Source organism: Mycobacterium sp. TH-M106 (assembly GCF_057473765.1).
Genome location: NZ_JBYCLE010000120.1, coordinates 17,564 through 37,353, shown reverse-complemented (window position 1 = coordinate 37,353; position 19,790 = coordinate 17,564). Strand labels below are relative to the sequence as shown.

21 protein-coding genes are annotated in these 19,790 nt (G+C 65.6%); 3 read left to right on the top strand and 18 right to left on the bottom strand.

All coding sequences use genetic code 11. The annotated features are described in order from the left end of the window. Positions 1 to 46 precede the first annotated feature (46 nt). Positions 47 to 643, top strand: a complete 597-nt coding sequence (locus AC2VOP_RS04340) for a hypothetical protein (RefSeq protein ID WP_428900802.1) — start codon at positions 47 to 49, stop codon at positions 641 to 643. A 12-nt stretch (positions 644 to 655) separates the two neighbouring features. On the opposite strand, the gene AC2VOP_RS04335 is transcribed toward AC2VOP_RS04340, so the two are convergent. The 6 genes from AC2VOP_RS04335 to rimP all read right to left on the bottom strand — a co-directional run bounded on the left by AC2VOP_RS04335 (position 656) and on the right by rimP (position 7,040). Then, entirely contained in the window at positions 656 to 1,696 is a 1,041-nt protein-coding gene (locus AC2VOP_RS04335) for a DHH family phosphoesterase (protein WP_428900803.1), read from the bottom strand. Then, positions 1,671 to 2,156 carry a 30S ribosome-binding factor RbfA gene (rbfA, locus tag AC2VOP_RS04330; RefSeq protein ID WP_428900804.1) on the bottom strand — a complete coding sequence of 162 codons (486 nt, stop codon included), beginning with the start codon at positions 2,154 to 2,156 and terminating at the stop codon, positions 1,671 to 1,673. The genes AC2VOP_RS04335 and rbfA overlap by 26 nt, the downstream gene beginning before the upstream one ends. Beyond that, on the bottom strand, positions 2,156 to 4,951 hold the full coding sequence (gene infB, locus AC2VOP_RS04325; protein ID WP_486959802.1) for a translation initiation factor IF-2: 2,796 nt from the start codon (positions 4,949 to 4,951) through the stop codon (positions 2,156 to 2,158). The genes rbfA and infB overlap by 1 nt, the downstream gene beginning before the upstream one ends. Before the next feature lie 99 nt (positions 4,952 to 5,050). Continuing rightward, complete coding sequence (locus AC2VOP_RS04320; protein WP_421528979.1) at positions 5,051 to 5,266, bottom strand: YlxR family protein; 216 nt, start codon at positions 5,264 to 5,266, stop codon at positions 5,051 to 5,053. Between the two features lie 200 nt (positions 5,267 to 5,466). Then, the gene (nusA, locus tag AC2VOP_RS04315; protein ID WP_428900807.1) at positions 5,467 to 6,510 is read right to left on the bottom strand and encodes a transcription termination factor NusA; all 1,044 of its coding nucleotides are present in this window, start codon (positions 6,508 to 6,510) and stop codon (positions 5,467 to 5,469) included. Continuing rightward, a complete protein-coding gene (gene rimP / locus AC2VOP_RS04310; RefSeq protein ID WP_486959801.1) occupies positions 6,507 to 7,040 on the bottom strand; it encodes a ribosome maturation factor RimP in 534 nt (177 codons plus the stop codon). The genes nusA and rimP overlap by 4 nt, the downstream gene beginning before the upstream one ends. A gap of 286 nt (positions 7,041 to 7,326) precedes the next feature. Here rimP and AC2VOP_RS04305 point away from each other — a divergent pair, with 286 nt between their 5' ends. After that, positions 7,327 to 7,785 carry a hypothetical protein gene (locus AC2VOP_RS04305; RefSeq protein ID WP_428900843.1) on the top strand — a complete coding sequence of 153 codons (459 nt, stop codon included), beginning with the start codon at positions 7,327 to 7,329 and terminating at the stop codon, positions 7,783 to 7,785. Next, positions 7,782 to 8,273, top strand: a complete 492-nt coding sequence (locus AC2VOP_RS04300) for a ferritin-like domain-containing protein (protein WP_428900809.1) — start codon at positions 7,782 to 7,784, stop codon at positions 8,271 to 8,273. Before AC2VOP_RS04305 ends, AC2VOP_RS04300 begins: the two co-directional genes overlap by 4 nt. A gap of 18 nt (positions 8,274 to 8,291) precedes the next feature. Here the strand turns inward: AC2VOP_RS04300 and AC2VOP_RS04295 are convergent, their stop codons facing one another. The 12 genes from AC2VOP_RS04295 to AC2VOP_RS04240 all read right to left on the bottom strand — a co-directional run bounded on the left by AC2VOP_RS04295 (position 8,292) and on the right by AC2VOP_RS04240 (position 19,785). Beyond that, positions 8,292 to 10,049, bottom strand: coding sequence for a proline--tRNA ligase (locus tag AC2VOP_RS04295; protein WP_428900810.1), 1,758 nt, complete (start codon positions 10,047 to 10,049; stop codon positions 8,292 to 8,294). A 102-nt stretch (positions 10,050 to 10,151) separates the two neighbouring features. Continuing rightward, positions 10,152 to 10,412, bottom strand: a complete 261-nt coding sequence (locus AC2VOP_RS04290) for a hypothetical protein (protein WP_486959800.1) — start codon at positions 10,410 to 10,412, stop codon at positions 10,152 to 10,154. 163 nt (positions 10,413 to 10,575) lie between these two features. Next, positions 10,576 to 10,944, bottom strand: a complete 369-nt coding sequence (locus tag AC2VOP_RS04285; protein WP_486959799.1) for a hypothetical protein — start codon at positions 10,942 to 10,944, stop codon at positions 10,576 to 10,578. A gap of 46 nt (positions 10,945 to 10,990) precedes the next feature. Then, positions 10,991 to 11,437, bottom strand: coding sequence for a hypothetical protein (locus AC2VOP_RS04280; RefSeq protein ID WP_428900813.1), 447 nt, complete (start codon positions 11,435 to 11,437; stop codon positions 10,991 to 10,993). Between the two features lie 780 nt (positions 11,438 to 12,217). After that, positions 12,218 to 12,799 (bottom strand): hypothetical protein, encoded by a 582-nt coding sequence (locus AC2VOP_RS04275; protein WP_428900844.1) that lies wholly within the window; start codon positions 12,797 to 12,799, stop codon positions 12,218 to 12,220. 148 nt (positions 12,800 to 12,947) lie between these two features. Beyond that, a complete protein-coding gene (locus AC2VOP_RS04270; protein ID WP_428900814.1) occupies positions 12,948 to 13,619 on the bottom strand; it encodes a hypothetical protein in 672 nt (223 codons plus the stop codon). Between the two features lie 72 nt (positions 13,620 to 13,691). Beyond that, a complete protein-coding gene (locus AC2VOP_RS04265) occupies positions 13,692 to 14,645 on the bottom strand; it encodes an MlaD family protein (RefSeq protein WP_428900815.1) in 954 nt (317 codons plus the stop codon). Beyond that, positions 14,642 to 15,637: an MlaD family protein gene (locus tag AC2VOP_RS04260; RefSeq protein WP_428900845.1), complete on the bottom strand. Its 996-nt coding sequence runs from the start codon at positions 15,635 to 15,637 to the stop codon at positions 14,642 to 14,644. The genes AC2VOP_RS04265 and AC2VOP_RS04260 overlap by 4 nt, the downstream gene beginning before the upstream one ends. Then, positions 15,634 to 16,728 (bottom strand): MlaD family protein, encoded by a 1,095-nt coding sequence (locus AC2VOP_RS04255; RefSeq protein ID WP_428900816.1) that lies wholly within the window; start codon positions 16,726 to 16,728, stop codon positions 15,634 to 15,636. Before AC2VOP_RS04255 ends, AC2VOP_RS04260 begins: the two co-directional genes overlap by 4 nt. Then, positions 16,728 to 17,687 carry an MlaD family protein gene (locus AC2VOP_RS04250; RefSeq protein ID WP_428900846.1) on the bottom strand — a complete coding sequence of 320 codons (960 nt, stop codon included), beginning with the start codon at positions 17,685 to 17,687 and terminating at the stop codon, positions 16,728 to 16,730. Before AC2VOP_RS04250 ends, AC2VOP_RS04255 begins: the two co-directional genes overlap by 1 nt. Further along, positions 17,684 to 18,748: an MlaD family protein gene (locus AC2VOP_RS04245; RefSeq protein WP_428900847.1), complete on the bottom strand. Its 1,065-nt coding sequence runs from the start codon at positions 18,746 to 18,748 to the stop codon at positions 17,684 to 17,686. Before AC2VOP_RS04245 ends, AC2VOP_RS04250 begins: the two co-directional genes overlap by 4 nt. Beyond that, the gene (locus AC2VOP_RS04240) at positions 18,745 to 19,785 is read right to left on the bottom strand and encodes an MlaD family protein (protein WP_486959803.1); all 1,041 of its coding nucleotides are present in this window, start codon (positions 19,783 to 19,785) and stop codon (positions 18,745 to 18,747) included. The genes AC2VOP_RS04245 and AC2VOP_RS04240 overlap by 4 nt, the downstream gene beginning before the upstream one ends. Positions 19,786 to 19,790 lie beyond the last annotated feature (5 nt).

The window sequence follows — 19,790 nt, the reverse complement described above, 5'->3', positions numbered from 1 at the left end:
CGATCCCAACAACCGCAGAACAGGTTCGGGAGCGCAGGAGGCATCGGTGCGTGCTGTCGTCGATCTCACCGCGCGGGCGCCCGGCGCCCTGGCCTTGGTAGCAGCCACCGCGATGGCCTCCGCGATCACGGCAGCCGCGCCGCGGGCGGCCGCGCAGCCCCCGCCCGGATTCCCCACTCTCGACGATTTCAGCGCGGTCCCCGCGGACAGCTACCTCACCACGGCGGGACCGGGCACGTCCCCCCGGGTCAGGTTCTCCGCCCCGAACAACCTCGTCTGCGACTTCTACGGCGGGCCGCCGCCAGCGCCGCACCCCTCACAGGACATCCGGTGCAACGGCGACATGCCGGGGATGAGCGACGTCCCCTTCCCCGGCGGCAGCCATCCCCGGCCGGGTGATTGCGTGGTGGGGGCGGTGAATTTCAAGGGACCCGGCTACGCGTTGAGCCGCATGTCCTACGGCGGCTGCGACGGCAGCCCCGCCTCGTTGCCCTCGAACGGCAAATTGCTGGGTCCGGGCCAGAAGTTGTCGTATCTCAACGTGACGTGCGTCGTCGGCACGGAGAATCTCGCCGCCTGCCTGGATACCACCAGCGGCGACCACGGGTTCGTTCTCCAGCGCTCCGGCAGCTGGGCGTTCTAGCCGGGACGGCACTCAGCCGAGGGCGGCGCGCAGCGACGCCACCACGTCGTGGATCGAGCCCGTGGTCGAGTAGCCGGCCGCCAGCCGGTGGCCCCCGCCGCCGAAACCGGATGTGACGGCGACCAGATCGACGTGCTTGGCCCGCATCGACACCGACCACTGCCGCGGCTCGACCTCCTTGAAGACCGCCGCCACCTCGGCCTGCTGCGTGGTGCGCACGATGTCGACGATGCTCTCGACCTCCTCGGCCCGCGAGCTCGCCCAGTCCCTGTTCTCGACGACCGCGTACACCAACCCCAGGCCGCCGACCGCGTCGGGCAGCAACCGCGCGGAACCCAGCACCCGCGACAGCAGTGGCAGCCACGCGAACGGATGGGTGTCCATCAGCGTCCGGCTGAGCGTCGCGTTGTCCACGCCGATCTCGACCAGCCGGGCCGCCAGCCGCAGCGCGCGGGCGCCGGCCCAGCGAAACGACCCGGTGTCGGTGGTCAGCCCGGCATAGATGCAGTGCGCGATGTCGCAGTCGATCGGCCGGCCCCATGCGTCCAACAAGTCGGCGATCATCATCGTCGTGGAATCCGCGGACAGGTCGACGAAATTCGCGGTCCCGAACATCTCGTTGGAGACATGGTGGTCGATGACCAGCAACTGCGGAGCCGACATCGCCAGCCCCCTCAACCCACCCAGCCTCGTCGCGCTCGGAACGTCAACGGTCACGACCAGATCAACGTCGGCTCGCATCTCCTCGGAGCGCACCAGCAGCTGACATCCCGGCAGCGACGCCAGCGACTCCGGCAGCGTGGCGGGCGCGGCGAAGCCGACCTCGACCTGCTTGCCGCTCGCATCCAGCGCCAGGGCCAGCGCCAGCCCGGCGCCGATCGTGTCGGCGTCCGGATGGACGTGGGAGATCACCGCGATCGTCGCGGCAGCCGACAGCAACTCGGCGGCACCGAGCGCATCCACGCAGCGGTTCCGTGCGTCCGCGCGCGCGGTCTCGGCCACCTCGCCGGCCACTTCACCGGCCACCTCAGTCCCGGGATCGATCGCCCGCACCGCTGTCCTCGCAGGCCGTGTCCTCGACCGTAGCCCGGTCGCGGTAGGGATCGGCCTCCCCGGCCGGTTTGGCCCCGACGCGAACCCGCGCCAGACCGGCGTCCGCGGCGCGCGCCTGGGCGAGCAACTCGTCCATGCGGTGCACGGTCTCCGACGTGGTGTCCCGGGCGAACGTCAGCGTGGGAGTGAAACGCACGCCGGTGCCCGCCCCGACCTTGGTGCGCAGGGCGCCCCTGGCACGGTCCAGCGCGGCCGCCGCCGCGTCGTAATCCGGCTCGTCGTCCAACGTGGGGCCCAGCACCGTGTAGTACACGGTCGCGTCGTGCAGGTCGGCGGTCACCTTGGTGTCGACGATCGTCACCCCGGCCAGCCCCGGATCCTTGATCTCGAATTCGATCGCCGAAGCGACGATCGTGTTGATCCGCCTGGCCAGCCGGCGCGCCCGGGCAGGATCGGCCATCAGGTCCGTTCCTTCTGCACCAGCTCGTAGGACTCGATGATGTCGCCTTCTTTGATGTCGGCGTAGCCCACCGTCATGCCGCACTCGAAGCCCTCGCGGACCTCGGTCACGTCGTCCTTCTCCCGGCGCAGCGAACTGATCGAGAGGTTTTCGCTGACCACGATGTTGTCGCGCAACAGCCGGGCCTTGGCATTGCGGCGCACCACGCCGGAGGTGATCATGCAGCCGGCGATGTTGCCGACCTTGGACGACCGGAAGATCGCCCGGATCTCGGCGCGGCCCAGTTCTTTCTCCTCGTAGATCGGCTTGAGCATGCCGCGCAGGGCCTTCTCGATGTCGTCGATGGCCTGGTAGATCACCGAGTAGTAACGGATCTCGACGCCCTCGCGGTTGGCGAGCTCGGTCGCCTTGCCCTCGGCGCGCACGTTGAAACCGATGATCACCGCGTCCGACGCCGACGCCAGGTTGACGTTGGTCTCGGTGATGCCACCGACGCCGCGGTCGATGACGCGCAGCGCAACCTCGTCGTCGACGACGATGCCCATCAGGGCCTCTTCCAGCGCCTCGACGGTGCCTGCGTTGTCGCCCTTGAGGATCAGGTTCAGCTGGCTGGTCTCCTTCAGCGCCGAGTCCAGGTCCTCCAGGCTGATCCGCTTGCGGGAACGCGCGGCCAGGGCGTTGCGCTTGCGCGCGCTGCGCCGGTCGGCGATCTGGCGGGCGATGCGGTCCTCGTCGACGACGAGGAAGTTGTCGCCGGCGCCGGGCACCGAGGTGAAGCCGATGACCTGCACGGGCCGGGACGGCAGCGCCGCCTCGATGTCCTCGCCGTGTTCGTCGACCATCCGGCGCACGCGGCCGTAGGCGTCACCGGCGACCACCGAGTCGCCGACGCGCAGCGTGCCGCGTTGAATCAACACGGTGGCCACCGGGCCGCGACCGCGGTCCAGGTGCGCCTCGATCGCCACACCCTGGGCCTCCATGTCGGGGTTGGCCCGCAGGTCCAGGGCGGCGTCGGCGGTCAGCACGACCGCTTCCAGCAGCGCCTCGATGTTGGTGCCCTGCTTGGCGGAGATGTCGACGAACATGGTGTCGCCGCCGAAATCCTCTGCCACCAAACCGTATTCGGTGAGCTGGCCGCGAATCTTGGCCGGATCGGCGCCCTCGACGTCGATCTTGTTGACCGCCACCACGATCGGCACGTCGGCGGCCTGCGCGTGGTTGATGGCCTCCACCGTCTGTGGCATGACGCCGTCGTCGGCGGCCACCACCACGATCGCAATGTCGGTGGCCTTGGCGCCGCGGGCCCGCATGGCGGTGAATGCCTCGTGACCGGGGGTGTCGATGAAGGTGATCGGCCGCTCGGTGCCGTCGAGTTCGACGGTGACCTGGTAGGCGCCGATGTGCTGGGTGATGCCCCCGGCCTCGCCCTCGCGGACGCTGGCGTTTCGGATCGTGTCCAGCAGCCGGGTCTTGCCGTGGTCGACGTGACCCATGACGGTCACCACCGGCGGACGAATCTGCAGGTCCTCCTCGCCGCCCTCGTCCTCGCCGTAGGACAGGTCGAAGGACTCCAGCAGCTCGCGGTCCTCGTCCTCGGGGCTGACGACCTGGACGTTGTAGTTCATCTCGCTGCCCAGCAGCTCGAGCGTCTCGTCGCCGACCGACTGGGTCGCCGTCACCATCTCGCCGAGGTTGAAAAGCGCCTGCACCAGCGATGCCGGATTGGCGTCGATCTTCTCGGCGAAGTCGCTCAACGACGCCCCGCGTGCCAGCCGGATCGTCTCGCCGTTGCCGTGCGGCAGCCGAACGCCGCCGACGACGGGCGCCTGCATGTTCTCGTATTCGGCGCGTTTGGCCCGCTTGGACTTGCGGCCGCGCCGTGGCGCTCCGCCGGGACGGCCGAACGCGCCGGCGGCACCCCCGCGCTGGCCGGGACGGCCACCGCCGCCACCACCACCCGGGCGGCCGCGGAAACCGCCGCCACCGGCGCCGGGTGCGGCACCGACCCCGCCGCCAGCACCGCCGCGGTAATTACCGCCGCCGCCGCCGTCGGGGCGACCGCCGCCGGGGCGAGCACCGCCGGGCCGGGGCGCGCCGGTCCGAGGCGGACGCGGCCCACCGGCGGCACCGCCGGGCCGCGGGGGCATGTTGCCAGGCGAAGCGCCCGGGCGCGGCGCTCCCGGCCGGGGCGCGCCGGGGCGAGGTGCCGCCGGACGCGGAATGGGCCGGTCGACAGGCTGGGCCGACGAGAACGGGTTGTTGCCGACGCGCGGGGTACGCACGCCGGGCTTCGGCGCGGGCCCTGGACGCGGGCCCGGTGTCGCACCGGGGTGCGGCCCCGCCGCCTGGCCGGGTTGCTGGCCGGGGGCCGTGGGCGTGGACTTGGGCGCCGGGGCCGACGGACGGCCGGGCGCCGGCTGCGGGGTCCCGGCGGGCGGGGCCGGGGAAGCCTGGACCGGGGAAGCCTGGGCTGCCGGCGCCGGTGCGGCCTCGGGACTCGTTGGTTTGGCGGGCGCCGCTACGGCTTCCCCGTTGCCGACGGACTTGCTGATCGCCTCGTCGAGGGCCTGGTCGAGCGATTTGTCGGGGCCCTTGGCGGGAGCCCTGGTCGCGCTCTTCCCGGGGGCCGGCTTCCCGCCGCCCAAGGACTCGCGCAGCCGCCGGGCTACCGGCGCCTCCACCGTCGACGACGCGGATTTGACGAATTCGCCCTGCTCGCTGAGCCGGGCGAGGACTTCCTTGCTGGTGACACCGAGTTCCTTGGCCAACTCGTGTACGCGGGCCTTACCTGCCACTACATCTCCTGTCTATGAGGCGCGACAGTCGTAGGCCGGCGCCTCGGTTCTAGCTATGACGCATGGTCATCGAAACTTCACGGTGTGCTCATGTTCTTGCTACCTGTTCTTTCTGCCGGGCGAGTCGAGTGCATTGGCGTACTCGACCACCGCGGTGGTGTCCGGTGAACCGGCGATGCGCAGCGCCCTGGTGAAAGCTCGCCGCCGAATCGCCTGGTGGATGCACTGTGGTTCGGGGTGCAGCCACGCACCCCGTCCCGGCACGCCAGTGCCCGTGTCAACGGTCACGGCATAAGTACCGTTCCCCGTAGACACAGCTGCCACTCGAAGCAGGTCGACGGCCAACTCTCGCTTTCGGCAGCCGACGCACGTGCGCACCGGTCCATCGGTGCTTCGGTGCGCCCAACCGGCTTCGGGAGCCGAAAGCTTGCGCTGGATCACGGCTCAGTCTAGCGTCACCCGGCCCGTGGTCAGAACCACCCGCAGCCGGACCGTGATCTTCCCATCCGACCGGGCTAGCCCGATGGCCCGACCGCCCGGCCGTCACCCTGGTCGGGGCGGTCCTCGGCGTGCGCCGGCGAGTCGCCGCGGATGTCGATGCGCCACCCGGTGAGCCGGGCGGCCAGCCGGGCGTTCTGGCCCTCCTTGCCGATGGCCAGCGACAGCTGGAAGTCGGGCACCACCACGCGGGCGGCGCGGGCGGCCGCATCGATGATCGACACCGAGACGACCTTGGCCGGTGACAGTGCGTTGGCGACGAAACGGGCCGGGTCCTCGTCATGGTCGATGATGTCGATCTTCTCCCCGGAGAGCTCGCTCATCACGTTGCGGACCCGCTGTCCCATCGGGCCGATGCAGGCGCCCTTGGCGTTGAGGCCCGGAACGTTGGACCGCACCGCGATCTTGGAGCGATGACCCGCCTCCCGGGCGACCGCCACGATCTCCACCGAGCCGTCGGCGATCTCGGGCACCTCCAGGGAGAACAGCTTGCGCACCAGGTTCGGGTGGGTCCGCGACAACGTGATCATCGGCTCACGGGACCCGCGGGTGACGCCCACCACATAGCACCGGACCCGGTTGCCGTGCTCGTAGCTCTCCCCCGGAACCTGCTCGGCCGACGGGATCACACCCTCGGAGGCTTTGGTTTCGGTGCCGATCCGGACCGCCACCAGGCCGCGGGCGTTGGCCCGGCTGTCCCGCTGGATCACCCCGGCGACGATCTCACCCTCGCGGGTGGAGAACTCGCCGTAGGTACGTTCGTTCTCGGCGTCGCGGAAACGCTGCAGCATGACCTGCCGTGCGGTGGTGGCGGCGATGCGGCCGAAACCCTCGGGGGTGTCGTCCCACTCGCTGATGACGTTGCCGTCCTCGTCGGTCTCGCGAGCCATCACCCGCACGACACCGGTTTTGCGGTCGATCTCGATGCGCGCGTCGTTCTGATGGCCCTGGGTGTGCCGGTAGGCGGTGAGCAGCGCCGATTTGATCGTCTCGAGCAGCTCGGTGACCGAGATGCCCCGGTCCACCTCGATAGCATGCAGCGCCGCCATGTCGATGTTCATGTCCCGGCCTCCGTCCTGCGGGCCTGATCCGTGCGGGCCAGATCCGACTCGACCTGGCTCGGCGGGGAAAACTCCACCTGCACCACGGCCTTCACGATGTCGGCGAGGGGAACCTCGCGAACGGCCAGGCCGCTGCCGTTGCGCACCACCAGAAAGACCGCGTCCTCGCGGGTCTCGCCGACCCGGCCGGTGAGCCGGGAGCCGTCGGACAAGGTGGCATCGATTGTGCGGCCGCGGGCGCGGCGAAAGTGCTTGACGCTGGTCAGTGGGCGCTCGACGCCGGGTGAACTGACCTCGAGCACGTAGCCGTCCCCAACGTCGTTCAGGCCGTCCAGCAAAGCCGACGCCGAGCGCGACAGGGTCGCTATCGTGTCGAGGTCAAGCGCAGTGTCACCGTCGGCGACGACCGTGATCCGCGGCGGACGTGCCCGGGAGTCGATGACCACGTCTTCGATCTCATAGCCGGCGCGCGCGAACTCCCCGGTGAGCAGCTCGATCACCTGCGTCTGCGACGGTAGCCCGGTGGTCACTGCGAGCTCCTCATCTTGAGTTGTCCGGTCATCTGGCGAGTGTCGCCGCCCACCCCGCGTCGGGCGGCGTCCGTGGCCCGGTGGAACGGTGGCGGCCACCGTTTCCCGAGGACCGCGACTCAACGATACGCCAGAGATCGCGGATGACGGCGTTATCGCCTGGTCAAGGTCCTTACAGCGGTCAGCCTCAGACCAATGGCAGGATATTGCTGTGCCCAGCCCATCACCGGTTACCAACAGGCGGGGTGTGCTCACCGGCGGCGCTGCCTTGGCCGCGCTCGGGGTGATGGTGTCCGCCTGCGGCGAGCCCGCGCCCAAGCCTGTTGGCGTCGAAGATCTGTTCGGGCCGTTGGACCAGGCGCGGCACGACAGTGCGCTCGCCGGCGCGGCCGCGGCCGCCGTCGGCAACCCGCCCCAGGTTGCCGCCGCGCTGTCCGTGGTCGCCACCCAGCGCGCCGCGCATGCCCGTGCCCTGTCCACGGAGATCTGGCGCGCCTCTGCCAAGTCGGGTGCGGCCTCCAGTACGTCAAGCGAGACGACCAGCCCCAGCCCGACCGGCGAGGCGGCGCCGCCACCACCGCCTCCGCTGTCCGATGTGGTCGAGTCGCTGCGCGTCTCCGCCGAGAGCGCCGGCCGCCTGGTGGCCACCTCGTCGGGTTACCGGGCCGGACTGCTGGCTTCCATCGCCGCCAGCTGCACGGCGAGTTACTCGGTCGCGCTGGCACCCGCGGGACCGACACCGTGACGACGCCCACGCCGCGCGCGACGGCGAAGCGGTCGCCGGCCGGCACCACCGGCAAGGATGGCGACGACGCGGCGCTGTGCGACGCGCTCGCCGTCGAACACTCGACCATCTACGGCTACGGCATCGTGTCGGCCCTCTCGCCTCCCGGCGTCAACAATCTGGTGGTGGAAGGCCTGACCGAGCACCGCCAGCGCCGCGACGACCTCATCGCGATGCTCAACGCGCGCAAGGTGAACGCACCGGTCCCCGCCGCCGGTTACCAGTTGCCGATGCTGGTGGCCAGCCCGGCGGACGCGGCTCGCCTCGCGGCGCGGATGGAGAACGACTGCGCGACGGCCTGGCGTGTGGTCATCGAGCGCGCCGAGACGGCAGAGGACCGTGCGTTCGCCTCGACGGCCCTGACCCAATGCGCGGTGCTGGCCGCCAGGTGGAACCGGGTGCTGGGCGCCTGGCCCATCACGACGGCCTTCCCGGGCGGCGACGAATAAGAGTTCCCCGCGTCGCGGTCAAGAACCCAGCAGCGCCGCGATCTGGGCGGCCAGCGACTCGCCGGCGGCCAGCTCGCGGGTCTGCCCGGTGAAGCGGTCACGCAACTCGACCATGCCGTTGCCCCAGCCGCGCCCGACGACGACGATCCAGGGCACCCCGAGCAACTCGGCGTCCTTGAACTTCACGCCGGGTGAGGCCTGGCGGTCGTCGAGCAGCACCTCGACGCCCAACCGGTCCAGGTCGGAGGCCAGCGCGGTGGCTCCGGTTCGGGCCCCGGCGTCCTTGTTGGCGATCACCAGGTGGACGTCGAACGGCGCCACCGCCGACGGCCAGCGCAACCCGAGTTCGTCGTGGTGCTGCTCGGCGATGACGGCGACCAGCCGCGACACCCCGATGCCGTAGGAACCCATCGTCACCCGCACCGGTTTTCCGTCCTCGCCGAGCACGTCGACGGCGAAAGCATCGGTGTACTTGCGGCCGAGCTGGAAGATGTGCCCGATCTCGATGCCGCGTGCGGACACCAGCGGGCCCGCTCCGTCGGGTGACGGGTCTCCGTCTCGCACCTCGGCGGCCTCGATGGTGCCGTCGGCGGTGAAGTCGCGGCCGGCCACCAGGCCCACGACATGCCGCCCGGGCTCGTCGGCCCCGGTGATCCAGCTGGTGCCCTCGACCACCCGCGGATCGACCAGGTAGCGAACCTTGTTGTCGTGCAAGCCCTTCGGGCCAATATAGCCCTTCACCAGGAATGGGTACCTGGCGAAATCGGTGTCGTCGAGCAGTGCGTGCTCTGCGGGCTCGAGGGCCGCGCCCAGCCGCTTGTCGTCGACTTCCCGGTCGCCGGGCAGCCCGATGGCCAGCAGCTCCCAGTCCCCGCCGGGCTCGCGGACTTTCAGCAAGACGTTTTTCAGTGTGTCGGCCGCCGTGACGGTGCGGCCCAGGCCGGCGTTGTTGGCCCACTCCACCAGGCTGGCGATGGTCGGGGTGTCGCCCGTGTCGTGGACCTGTGCCTCGGGCAAGCAAGCCACGACCTCCGCGGGACGCGGTTCGGGCCGGGTGGTGACCACGGCCTCGACGTTGGCCGCGTAACCGGATTCCAGGCACCGCACGAAGGTGTCCTCGCCGATGGTGCTCTCGGCCAGGAACTCCTCGGAGGCGCTGCCGCCCATCGCGCCCGAAGTCGCTGAGACGATGACGTAGCCCACCTGCAACCGAGCGAAGATGCGCTGGTAGGCCTCGCGGTGCGCGCGGTAGGCGGCCTCGAGGCCGGCGTCGTCGACGTCGAAGGAGTAGGAGTCCTTCATCAGGAACTCCCGGACGCGCAGGATGCCGGCTCGCGGCCGCGCCTCGTCGCGGTACTTGTTCTGGATCTGGTAGAGCACCAGCGGAAGGTCTTTGTAGGAGTTGTATTCGCCCTTGACGGTCAGGGTGAACAGCTCCTCGTGGGTGGGGCCCAGCAGGTAGTCGTGGCCGCGGCGGTCCTGCAGCCGGAACACGCTGTCGCCGTATTCGGTCCAGCGGTTCGTCGTCTCGTACGGCGCGCGCGGCAGCAGGGCCGGGAACAGGATCTCCTGGCCGCCGATGGCGTTCATCTCGTCGCGGACGACGCGTTCGATCCTGCGCAGGACCCGTAATCCCAGGGGCAGCCAGCTGTACAGCCCGGGCGCGACGGGACGAACGTATCCGGCGCGGATCAGCAGCCTGTGGCTGGGGACTTCGGCCTCGGCGGGATCGTCACGCAGGGTGCGCAGGAAGAGCTCGGACATCCGGGTGATCACAGCGGGCCAGCCTAGTGGTGGACACCCCCCGGCGACGATGCGGGCGCGGGGGGGCAGGGCAGGCGCGACACTGAAACCGGCGCGGCGACGCGCCGGTCGAGGTCACGCCGTGTGCAGTCCCGGGCGAACACCGCTGCGCCACGCCCCACCGAGGCGAGCCCCGCAGTCCGATATAGGGCCTTGCTCAGCGGCCGCCTTGCGGTCCAGGCTCATCGCGCCAGGTATGCGCCAGGTATGCGGCAGCAGCGGCATGCTGGGATCCTCGCCGAATTCGTCGTCGAAAACGCGACCAGCCCGGCCGGGTCGGCGCCAGGCTCCGGGAGCGTCCCAGCGAACCGCTGCGACCGGCGACCCCGGACACATCTGGGTGGTCTCCGCCGGCCAACAAGCCTCGATTCAGGCTATCGCTTTGGCCGAGGGGTTTTGTGGCTTCGATCGATCGGCTACTCCCTCGAGCCTATGAGCTGTTCGCGGCCAACCGAGCCGCGCGACAGAAACTGTCATCCTTCTGTGCGGCAAACCCCGGTCATGACCTAAAGGACGTGCTGCCGTAGCACGCCGCATTGCCGACATCGAGCGTATTTTGGCATCTGAGGACGTTGCCGATGTAGATCCGTACTGTCACCCACTTACCAGGCTGCCATACCGGAGCGGCGATGCTGCTTCGCCAGTCGGCGCGAACCTCGGCCCCATCCGTGCCCAGGCTGCGGGGGTTGGCCATCGTCACATCGGTTCGCCATGGCAGCGGCACATTCTGCAGAAGTTGCCTCGCGGAGCCATCGAAATACTCGATGCCGCCCACTGTCGGGATTTGATCCGAAACGACCTCGTAGGTCACGCTCTCATCAGCGCGCGCGATTGGGGCCAGCACCCCCGCAGATAACCCGGTGACCACTATCGTTACGAGCCTGCTGCGAATCATTTGCCGTCCCGCACGCTATCTAGGGTCCCGCCAGTACGACCGCAGCCAAGGTGTATCCGGTCGTGTCGTTACGGCGAATGCTCACCCCGAAGTCTCTATACGAGCAGTTCGGGATCGTGGCGTAGCCTTCCAAAAGTGCGCCCTTTATGGCGTTGCCGTCGTTTTTGTCGGCGCCCTGCAGCAGGTATGCCTTGGTGCCGCGGTAGCCCAGATCTTTCAGGCCCTCCAGTGGGTCAGAAACCGGGACTCGCGTTGCTGTGTGATCGAGGTAGTCGTTGGTCGATCGGTTGATGACCGATGCCACATGCTCGACGATCGGATTGTATTGCATTGCTTTGCATGATGTTTCGCTGCGAGCCAACGACACAGCGTCTCGGAGATCGGTTCCCGAATCCGCGACCGCCGCAGGTGACAGCGTAGTCCCAGTGGCGAGAACAATCGCGACGATCAGTGCCGATTCGATCATGGAATCCCATGGCGGCGGCGTGCCCCTGCCGCTGTGGGGTGACCACGAAGCCAAACGGTGGCCGACCATGATCGCTGCCCTTTCTCTATTTCCGATGCACGAGTTGCATGCCGACTCAGGCCTGCGGTGATTAACTCGGGGGACAGGATGCGTAACTATTACATACATAGGATCGCTTGTCGTCCCATGCTTTGAACCACGTTCCTTGTGGCGTTATCAAGAACTTGAACTCGCCGTGCCCGCAATACGTGTTGCCCTCCGGCGTGCTCGCGCAAGTCGTTGAGTTATCGGTCACGTAGCTGCGCGGAGGCAGTGTCCGTGCCGCTTGTCCGGCGGGGAACTGAATAGCCGCCGTCCAGCCGTGGTGCACGGAGCGATTTCCGTTGAACCAGGCGATGTGATTGTCGCCCGGCGGTGCGCCGGGAATATCACCAGTGCAGCCGAAGCTTCCCCAAAACCAGATCCCGCAGTTCAGCCCCGAAGGGGACAAGAACCACACGCCCGGATGGTCGGGAATGACGAATTCGTCTGGCCCCAATTGGGTGTACCAGGTCGTTATGTGCGCCATATCCGGAAATGGACTGGCCGCCGCATCGGCAGGCGGGTCCGCGTGTCCCGAGGTCGCGTTGCCTAACGCCAATGCGATCGCACACCCGACGGCCGCCGAGCGACGGTAGCGGCTGCACCGTCTGCCATCGCGCCCTGGGGGTAGCGTACCGTGTCGACCCTTCATTGGTCGTCCTGTCGGTCTCGAATATCTTGCATTCGTTGCGATTCCATCTAGTCGCACACGTGGGAACGGTGGATCCTGGTGCCCCAACGCTTGACTCGTTGCACCGATGGTCCGGTAAACCAGTCGGGCTGATGGGCTTTGATGCCGGCACTCACATTGGATAGGTGCTGCCAGAGCAGGTAAAAACTCTCGCCCTCGTAAAGCGGGAAGTAGACGTCGCCCGAGTGGTCCTGGGTCTGGGTGAGCGCTTGGACACGAGGGGCGAGGAAGTCTACCGACTGGTCGATGTTTGCGGTGACGATGTCGACCTGCTGCTGAACTACCCCGAAACTGTAGTCCCAGTCGCTGGCCGAACCCATGATGACACCCGGGCCGTTGGGGGTGATGCGCTCGAATTGCAGCCTGTCGATCTGGCGTCGCAGCGTATCGTACTGTGCGTTGAACCACTGGCACATCTCCCGCTCCGCGGCGATATCCGCATCGGTAACACTTGTTCTGGCTTGGTCATAGGGAAAAGGAAACTTCGGAGCCCAGTTCGAGGCGGTTGGGATGACGACCGGTAAGGGCCGGATCAGATCGCTGTCGGGGCCGGGTTGGTACGGCGGGTCGGCACCGGACTTCGGGCCCATCACGACGGTTGTCGCCGCCAGCATGACCACCGCACAGCCCGCCGCGATGCGCAACGAAGGCAACAGCCTTGTCGCTGGCTGCCGTTTCTGAGCGATCCCAGCCTCACGCATAGTTATTTCTTTCCGGTACTTTTCGCGCTCTGGTGTGTTACTTCTGCTGTACCACAGCGCCAACCCCACCAACATCGCTGATTTGCCAGTTCTTGCCGCTGTCGATCGTGAGACTGTACGTCGCCGTGGATTGCAGCGGTTCGGAGGCTTGCACGGTCTTGGTGAGAATACTGACAAAACAATCAACGACATACACTCCGCCCGTATCCGAACGAACCTTGGCTACGAGTGGGTTTGAGGTGGAAATCCACTGAAGAGGAACCAGGATCTGCTCCATCTCCTGCGCCGCCTTGGTCAACTTCTCTTTGAGTTCTGGAGTGGTTCCGGCGACCAGTTTGGTCTTCCACGCATTAATGTTCGTGTAGTTTATTGCCGCGGCATTCACAGCATAGTCGAGGGCGATTTTTTCGGCGTGCGTCGTGGTTTCCGATCGGCGAGCCTGGGCGTCGAGATTGTGTCGTACTCCGACGTACAGCCAAGCCAGCACCGCGACAGCGCCGACAAGCGCGGTGATCACCGCCGCAACCACCAAACTGCGGAAGGAGATTGTCACTCGGAGCTGTCTCGCGGATCTCTTGTCGTTGGCGTTATCCACGGCCTGATCCACCGCTTGCGGTTGCGCAGGATCCTGCTTGGTCGTGTCGTGCGCCTCCGGCTCTGCCGAATCGGCCTCGCACGGTTCGTAAGTGTCTGATTCTTTGACGCTCATCGGGTGCCCCTCTCAATTTCCAGGTCGGGTGTTTCCAGTGCGGTGGCGCCGGTGGAGTCCATTGCTGCCCGCCTAATTTCCGGTGATGGCGACATGCAAGGTAATCGCACCGTCCGCCGGCAGCCCGTCCAACACGTTCGCCAGTATCTGACCGGTGTCGAAGTTGAGCAATGCGCCGGCGATGCGCTTGACGTGCGGCGTGAACGCTTCGCCAAGCACCTTGAGGTCGCCACCATTGTTGTCCAACAGCTTCTGAATTCGGCCCAGGTACTTGTCGAACGCGATATCCATTGCCGGCGCACCGGCGTCCACCTCCAATGGGATGGTGCTGAGCACTGAACGAATATGGGGGTTGAGATTCTCGACCATCGGTGTGAGTTCGGCGAGCAGAGGGCCGAGCCAGCCGGCCTTGCCCAGCAGTGTCTGAAGGTTGTCGAGCAGTTCTCGGCCGCGGCCACGCATATCGGCCGCGGTGTTGCGCAGCAGGCTGCTGGCGTGCGAGAGATTGGGAAGCACTGAGTTCGCCTTCGGCAGTGCGACGTCGGCTTCGCCGACGATGCGTTCGAGCGCGCCGGGATCGAGCTGATTAAGCACCCGTACCACGCTTTTCGCCAATTCCGATATCGAGGGTGGCTGGCTTATCGATTCTGTTGCGATGCGCTGGCCGTTGTGCAGCATGGGTCCGCCCTGAGTCCGCGGAACCAGCTCAATATAGGATTCGCCGAGCGCAGATAGATTCTCTAGGCGAACATCGCTGTCGGCGGGAACGTGGAACCGGTCGCCGATGTAGAAGTCGATAGTTGCCCCGTCGACCGCGGCCGTGATATTGGTGACCTTGCCGGCTGGCGCGCCCCGCAGCAGTACATTCGACCCGACGACCAGACTATTGACATCGGCCACCTGCATGGAGATGTTGATGCGGTGGGAGGGCGGCCCTATGCGGACACCAAGGAAGCCGATGTAGCCCACGGCCAACGCGATCATCAGGCCGAATATCATGAAGGACAACATGTCTCGCACTCTCATGGCGCCGCCCCGATGATCCGCAGGACATCTTGAACGTGGTCGGACATTTCCAGCCCGTCGGGCCCCACTATTGACGTGATGTTCATCGCGGGATATTTATCCTGCGGGAGGAAGTATTCGTAGAAGAGCCGTCGCCACGCCGGCAACTCGGCTTCGAACGCCCGTTTGTCGCGCTGCATCGCCGCGAAGGCGTCGGCGACCGAACTCAGCAGGGGAATCAACCAATATCCGTCCGAGTAGACGCTGCCGGCGGAAGTCAGGAGCGTGCCGACGTAGGCCGCAGATCTTGTCATGCGATCAAAGCCCACCATTCCTTTGGGCGAGAACCATTCCTGGAATGTCGGGATGCGGTTGTGCATGACATCAGCCGTTCCGGACACACCGTTGAGCCATTGGTCGACTGTATCGATGCCCTTGGACAGGTCCGCAAGGTCGACGGCCACTCGCGAGGCGATTTCGCGCGCCGTACCTCCTTGTGGGGTAACGCGATTGAGGCCGACAATCGTGTTCTGCACTCGTTGGACGGACCCGCTGGACACGAAGTTCGCCAGATTAGCGATGGTGTCTTCCAGTTGCGGCGGAGACGTGGTGTGCGCCAGCGTGACCCGTCCGTCCGGCCCTAGTGCAGGGGCTGCCGGTTCCTTGCTGCGGGGCCGGTTGAGGGCGACGTAGATGTCGCCCAGCACCGTGGCTTGCTGCAGTGCCGCATGGATGTTCGACGGCACCACAACGCTGGGGTCGAGTCGCGCGGTGACATCGACGTAATGGCTCGTGACCGCCACGTAGGTCACGACGCCGACGGTCTTGCCGTCCATGACCACTTTCGCGCGCTCGGGCAGATTGAGGACGTTGTCGAATTCGAGGACTATGTTGTGCCCGTTGTGGTAGGCATTTCCGGGCTGGGGCAACGCGTTGACGTCCAGCGATGCGCACGATGACACCGCGACGACACTGGCGACGACGACGGCAGTCGACCACGCCTGCCTGCTCATCGCCTTGCCGCCTGGCTGAGTACGTACTGCAGCAGTGCGACGTCGACCGCGTATGGCTGTCCTTGGACGTTCGCGCAGCTGCCGGGCATCGATGCGTTCATGAGATTGCACAGCGCGACTCCATCGGGGGTATGGATGCGATACAGCGGCGGCCGATATCTGAGAGGGCTGAAGGGCCGATTATTGAAATGATTGGCCAGGGTGTTGATCCACCAGGGCACCGGATTCAGCAGATTTGAAAGCCGGGGGGCATGCGCGCTGAGCTTCCTCAACTGAACCCCCGTCGTGTCCAGGGTGAACTGAGTCTCCTGCCCGAGGTTTGTCTCCAAATCAGCGACCATCGGAATCACCCAGATGAGTCCGTCGGTCAGCCGTCGGCCCCCGTCGATTGCCGCGTCCAGGCCCGGCGTGGTCTTCTGAGCGTCATACATGATCTCCTTCAGCGGCCCCCTGATCTCTTTGAGCACCGTCGTCAGGTGAGCCAGGTCGGCGATGAGGGATCCGATGTCGCTGATCGCTTGGTCAGGACTGTCGAGTACCGCCGCCGACGTGGTCAGCAGTTGGTTGATGCCGGCTCCCTGGTTGTGGATCGCCTGATCGACACCGCGCACGACATCGCCGATGTTCGTCGACCCGTTGGGGTTGACCGAATTGATGAAACTGGTTGCCGAGCCGATCACTTCGGACAGGCTCTTAGGGGTCGACGAGCGAGTGAGTGGAACACATCCGCCGGCGCGCAGCTGCGGTCCCGAGGCATAGTTGCCGACCAGTTCCAGCGACCGGTCGGCGAGGATTGATGTCGACCTGATGATCGCTTTGACGTCCCGCGGCAACCGACGATGCTCGGTCACCGTGAAATCGACACGCACGTCGAGCGCACCGGGGGCAATGGCTTTGACCGATCCGATCTGATAGCCCATCTGGGTGACCGGATTACCGACATAAAGCCCGATGCTGTCGGGCATGATCGCGCAGTAGTCGGCGCGCTGACTCTCGGGCTTCGGCGCGCACGAGCCGCCCGCGGCCACCGACGCGGCCGTCAGCATGGTTGCTGCGACCCGGCAAACGCGCCTGCGCACCTGCGCGGCCATTAGCACCCACTTCCCGTCACGGGTATGCACAGGTCGGTGGCCAGCAGCTCTGGCCCCGCGTTCTGCGCATCAAGGACCCGCTCGATCTTGCTCCGCACCAGGCGCAGCCCTCGGACTATCACGCCATTGCGATCCGCCCAGTACCGGGCTTTTTCTTGCCAGTGCCGAACCTTTTCGAGAAAATCGTCGCGATGATTCTGGTAAAAGACACCGGCCGGTGCGAGCGCGTCCATAATGTCACCCAATCCCTTGAGCGCACCACCGAATCCCTCTCCGTAGAGCACAAGCGTCTGCTCCGTGATCGAAATTTTGCGGACCATGTTCTTCAGCTCGTCACCGAAGTTGCTCAGCCCTTTTATATACTCGTCGGATAGGTTGAGAATCGCGGACACTTGCCCACGTTGTTTTTCGATGGTGGACATGAGCGCGTTGCCCGCATCGATTATTGCGGAGAGCGAGTCGACGTTGCCCCCGGCAAGTCCTTTCTGCACCTCTTCCAGCGACTGATTGATCGGCGTCGGGTTGACGTTTCCAGTGATCTTCGTCGCATCCGCGAGGGTACGCATCAGGTTATAGGGCATCGTCACGCGTTCCACCGGAACGGCCTTTCCAGCCAGAGCGGAGTCCCCTAGCGAAACGATGTTCACGTAGTAGCCGCCGACCGCTGTGAGCATGCGGACCTGGATTTGCGACTGGTCACCGACGAATGCGTCGTTGTCGATTTGCGCCTCTACCCGCACCCGGTCTTGTTCCAGCGCAAGATCTTTCACCTTGCCGACGGTGATACCGGCAATTCGCACCTGATCACCACGACGGATCGAAGCCGCATCTACGGTGTAGAACGTGACGATTCGCTGGGCTGGTGGGCTGATGTAGAGCGCGGCCGCCACCAGCGCCATTACCGTCGCGAAGGCCAACGTACCGGCACCCCACGCAAACGGGCTACGCAGCACTTTCATCGGTTGCACAAGACCACCTTTTGTCCGTTGACCAGGATGTCCATCGGCGCCGGCAGTTCGAAATGGCCCTTCGTGCAAGGAAGAGTCGTCCCGGCGACCGGCGGTTCTGGAATGCCGTCCCACATGACCGGGACCAACTTGAACGCGTCGACATAGTCGTCGACATTGGTGAATGCCCGGTCCAGTGCGGCGTCGATGTCAGTGGGAATGTCGTCGCCCGGAACGGGTGCCGGATAGATTTGAAACCGAAAAGAGCTGTTGGAAATCGGCGGGAATCCCGCATTAGCGATCAATCGGAGCGCCACGGCGGTGAATTCGGGACCGAAGAGCTGAGATTTTCGGAATTCATCCAGGTATTTGAGAGCACTGTCCAGTGGTCGGTTTGCCCACTCGAGTATTTGGATCAACTCTTTTGAATGTCCACCGATGACCTCAGCGACTTCTGACAGATTTTGCATCAATGTGGCGACCACTTGCTGGCGGTTTGACACGAACGCGGTGAGCTTACGGATACTTTCCAGCATCGGCCCCAAGCCGTCGCCAGCACCGGAAAGGTACGCTACCGCGTTGGTCGAGAAAGTGTTTATCTCGTCGGGACTCAACGTCGCGATCACGGGTTGCAGCCCGTTGAACAACGCTGTGATATCGAACGATGGTTGTGTCATCGCGGTGGTGGCCCGAGTCACGAGATCGGTGACCGAATAAACCTCCACCGGGTTCATGACATCGACATACCGCAAACCGGTGAGCGTCTGGTATTTGATGGCCAATCGAGTGGCGGATACCACGCCGTATCGCTTGTCGAGCGTAAAACCGACGCAAGCCAGGCTTTGGCCACCCCGTCGCTCGAGCCGGATCGATTGCACCTTTCCGACACGCACTCCGCGAACACGCACGTCGGCGTCCTTATGCAGTCCGGATGCGTCGGTGAACTCCGCGCTATACGAACGCTGATCCGCTGCAACGGGCTGCTGAATGACGTTGGCCAGCAAGATGAAAAACGCGATCGCGGTGAGGCCGCTTATCGCGAGGCGCCACAAAGCCGCTACGGGTGTCATCAGGGGCCCCCAATGGCGCTGATCGGAGCTGCCACCCCGGGCAGGTTGTCAAGGACAATGCGAACTTTCAGAGCACGCTGATCAGGGGGACCTGCGTACATTTTCTCAAATCGGGTCCGCAATTCGCCCAACAGCTGCGCGAAGCCTTCGGGCCTGATCAACGGCGGCACCACGTCAAACAGCGCCTTGACCGCCTCGGTCACGGGAAGCAGATCGTCAAGATGCGTGGACTCGAGCCTGCCCACGTCAGCCAAGAGCCCTTCGGACGCCAACTTCAGGCTCGGTATGTATTTGTGCTCGAATTCGTCGCTGCTGACGTCTGAGGCACTGTGGTGTTTGAAATTTATATCGTTGTGTATCAAACTCTCGCCGGTTCCCGCGAGCGCGTTGACCGTGGACGGGAACACCACGCTCAGTCCGGCCGTGTTGTTCAAGAGTCGGGCGGTACTGACTGTTTGCACCCGGGCAACGGAATCGGCGGTGATCAACGCCGTCTCTATCAGCGGATCCAGCGCGTCGGTATAGCGAGTGGCGCGATCGATCACCTGGATCAGCCGTGGTGTCAACACGCCGACCGACACCTCACCAAGACGGGACAGCAACGCCTGGAGGGTGAAGTTTCCGGTCGGCACCGTGTTGATCCGAATCCCGTCCCTCAGTGGTCGGCCGCCAGCACCCGGGATCAGATTGATGCCGGTGACACCGAAATAGTTGACCGGCCGAAAGTCGATCGTCATCGTGTCGGTCAAGCCGGCTGCCAGCGGCTTCTGTAAGTGAGCAGCGACGCGCACGCCCCCGCCAGGCAAGCTGGACACACCCGTGACCTCCCCCACCCTGACCCCGTGCAAGACCACCGCCGCGCCCTCGGCGACTCCTTGACCGACATATGGCGTGTCGATAGAGAACGAAATCACCCCGGCCGGCCGGCCACCGAACGGAATGAACTCAGCGAGCAGCCCGGCCACCGCGACACATATCAGCACCGCCGCACCGACAATGGTCAAAGTTCTCTTCTCAGCTTCCTCCGAACCATAAATCAACACGT

Excerpts from the sequence above, each read along its gene's own strand:
- rbfA (WP_428900804.1), bottom strand. The coding sequence starts at position 2,156 with ATGGCCGATCCTGCCCGGGCGCGCCGGCTGGCCAGGCGGATCAACACG.
- nusA (WP_428900807.1), bottom strand. The coding sequence starts at position 6,510 with ATGAACATCGACATGGCGGCGCTGCATGCTATCGAGGTGGACCGGGGC.
- AC2VOP_RS04305 (WP_428900843.1), top strand. The coding sequence starts at position 7,327 with ATGGTGTCCGCCTGCGGCGAGCCCGCGCCCAAGCCTGTTGGCGTCGAA.
- AC2VOP_RS04290 (WP_486959800.1), bottom strand. The coding sequence starts at position 10,412 with ATGTGTCCGGGGTCGCCGGTCGCAGCGGTTCGCTGGGACGCTCCCGGA.
- AC2VOP_RS04280 (WP_428900813.1), bottom strand. The coding sequence starts at position 11,437 with ATGATCGAATCGGCACTGATCGTCGCGATTGTTCTCGCCACTGGGACT.
- AC2VOP_RS04275 (WP_428900844.1), bottom strand. The coding sequence starts at position 12,799 with ATGGGCCCGAAGTCCGGTGCCGACCCGCCGTACCAACCCGGCCCCGAC.
- AC2VOP_RS04270 (WP_428900814.1), bottom strand. The coding sequence starts at position 13,619 with ATGAGCGTCAAAGAATCAGACACTTACGAACCGTGCGAGGCCGATTCG.
- AC2VOP_RS04265 (WP_428900815.1), bottom strand. The coding sequence starts at position 14,645 with ATGAGAGTGCGAGACATGTTGTCCTTCATGATATTCGGCCTGATGATC.
- AC2VOP_RS04260 (WP_428900845.1), bottom strand. The coding sequence starts at position 15,637 with ATGAGCAGGCAGGCGTGGTCGACTGCCGTCGTCGTCGCCAGTGTCGTC.
- AC2VOP_RS04255 (WP_428900816.1), bottom strand. The coding sequence starts at position 16,728 with ATGGCCGCGCAGGTGCGCAGGCGCGTTTGCCGGGTCGCAGCAACCATG.
- AC2VOP_RS04250 (WP_428900846.1), bottom strand. The coding sequence starts at position 17,687 with ATGAAAGTGCTGCGTAGCCCGTTTGCGTGGGGTGCCGGTACGTTGGCC.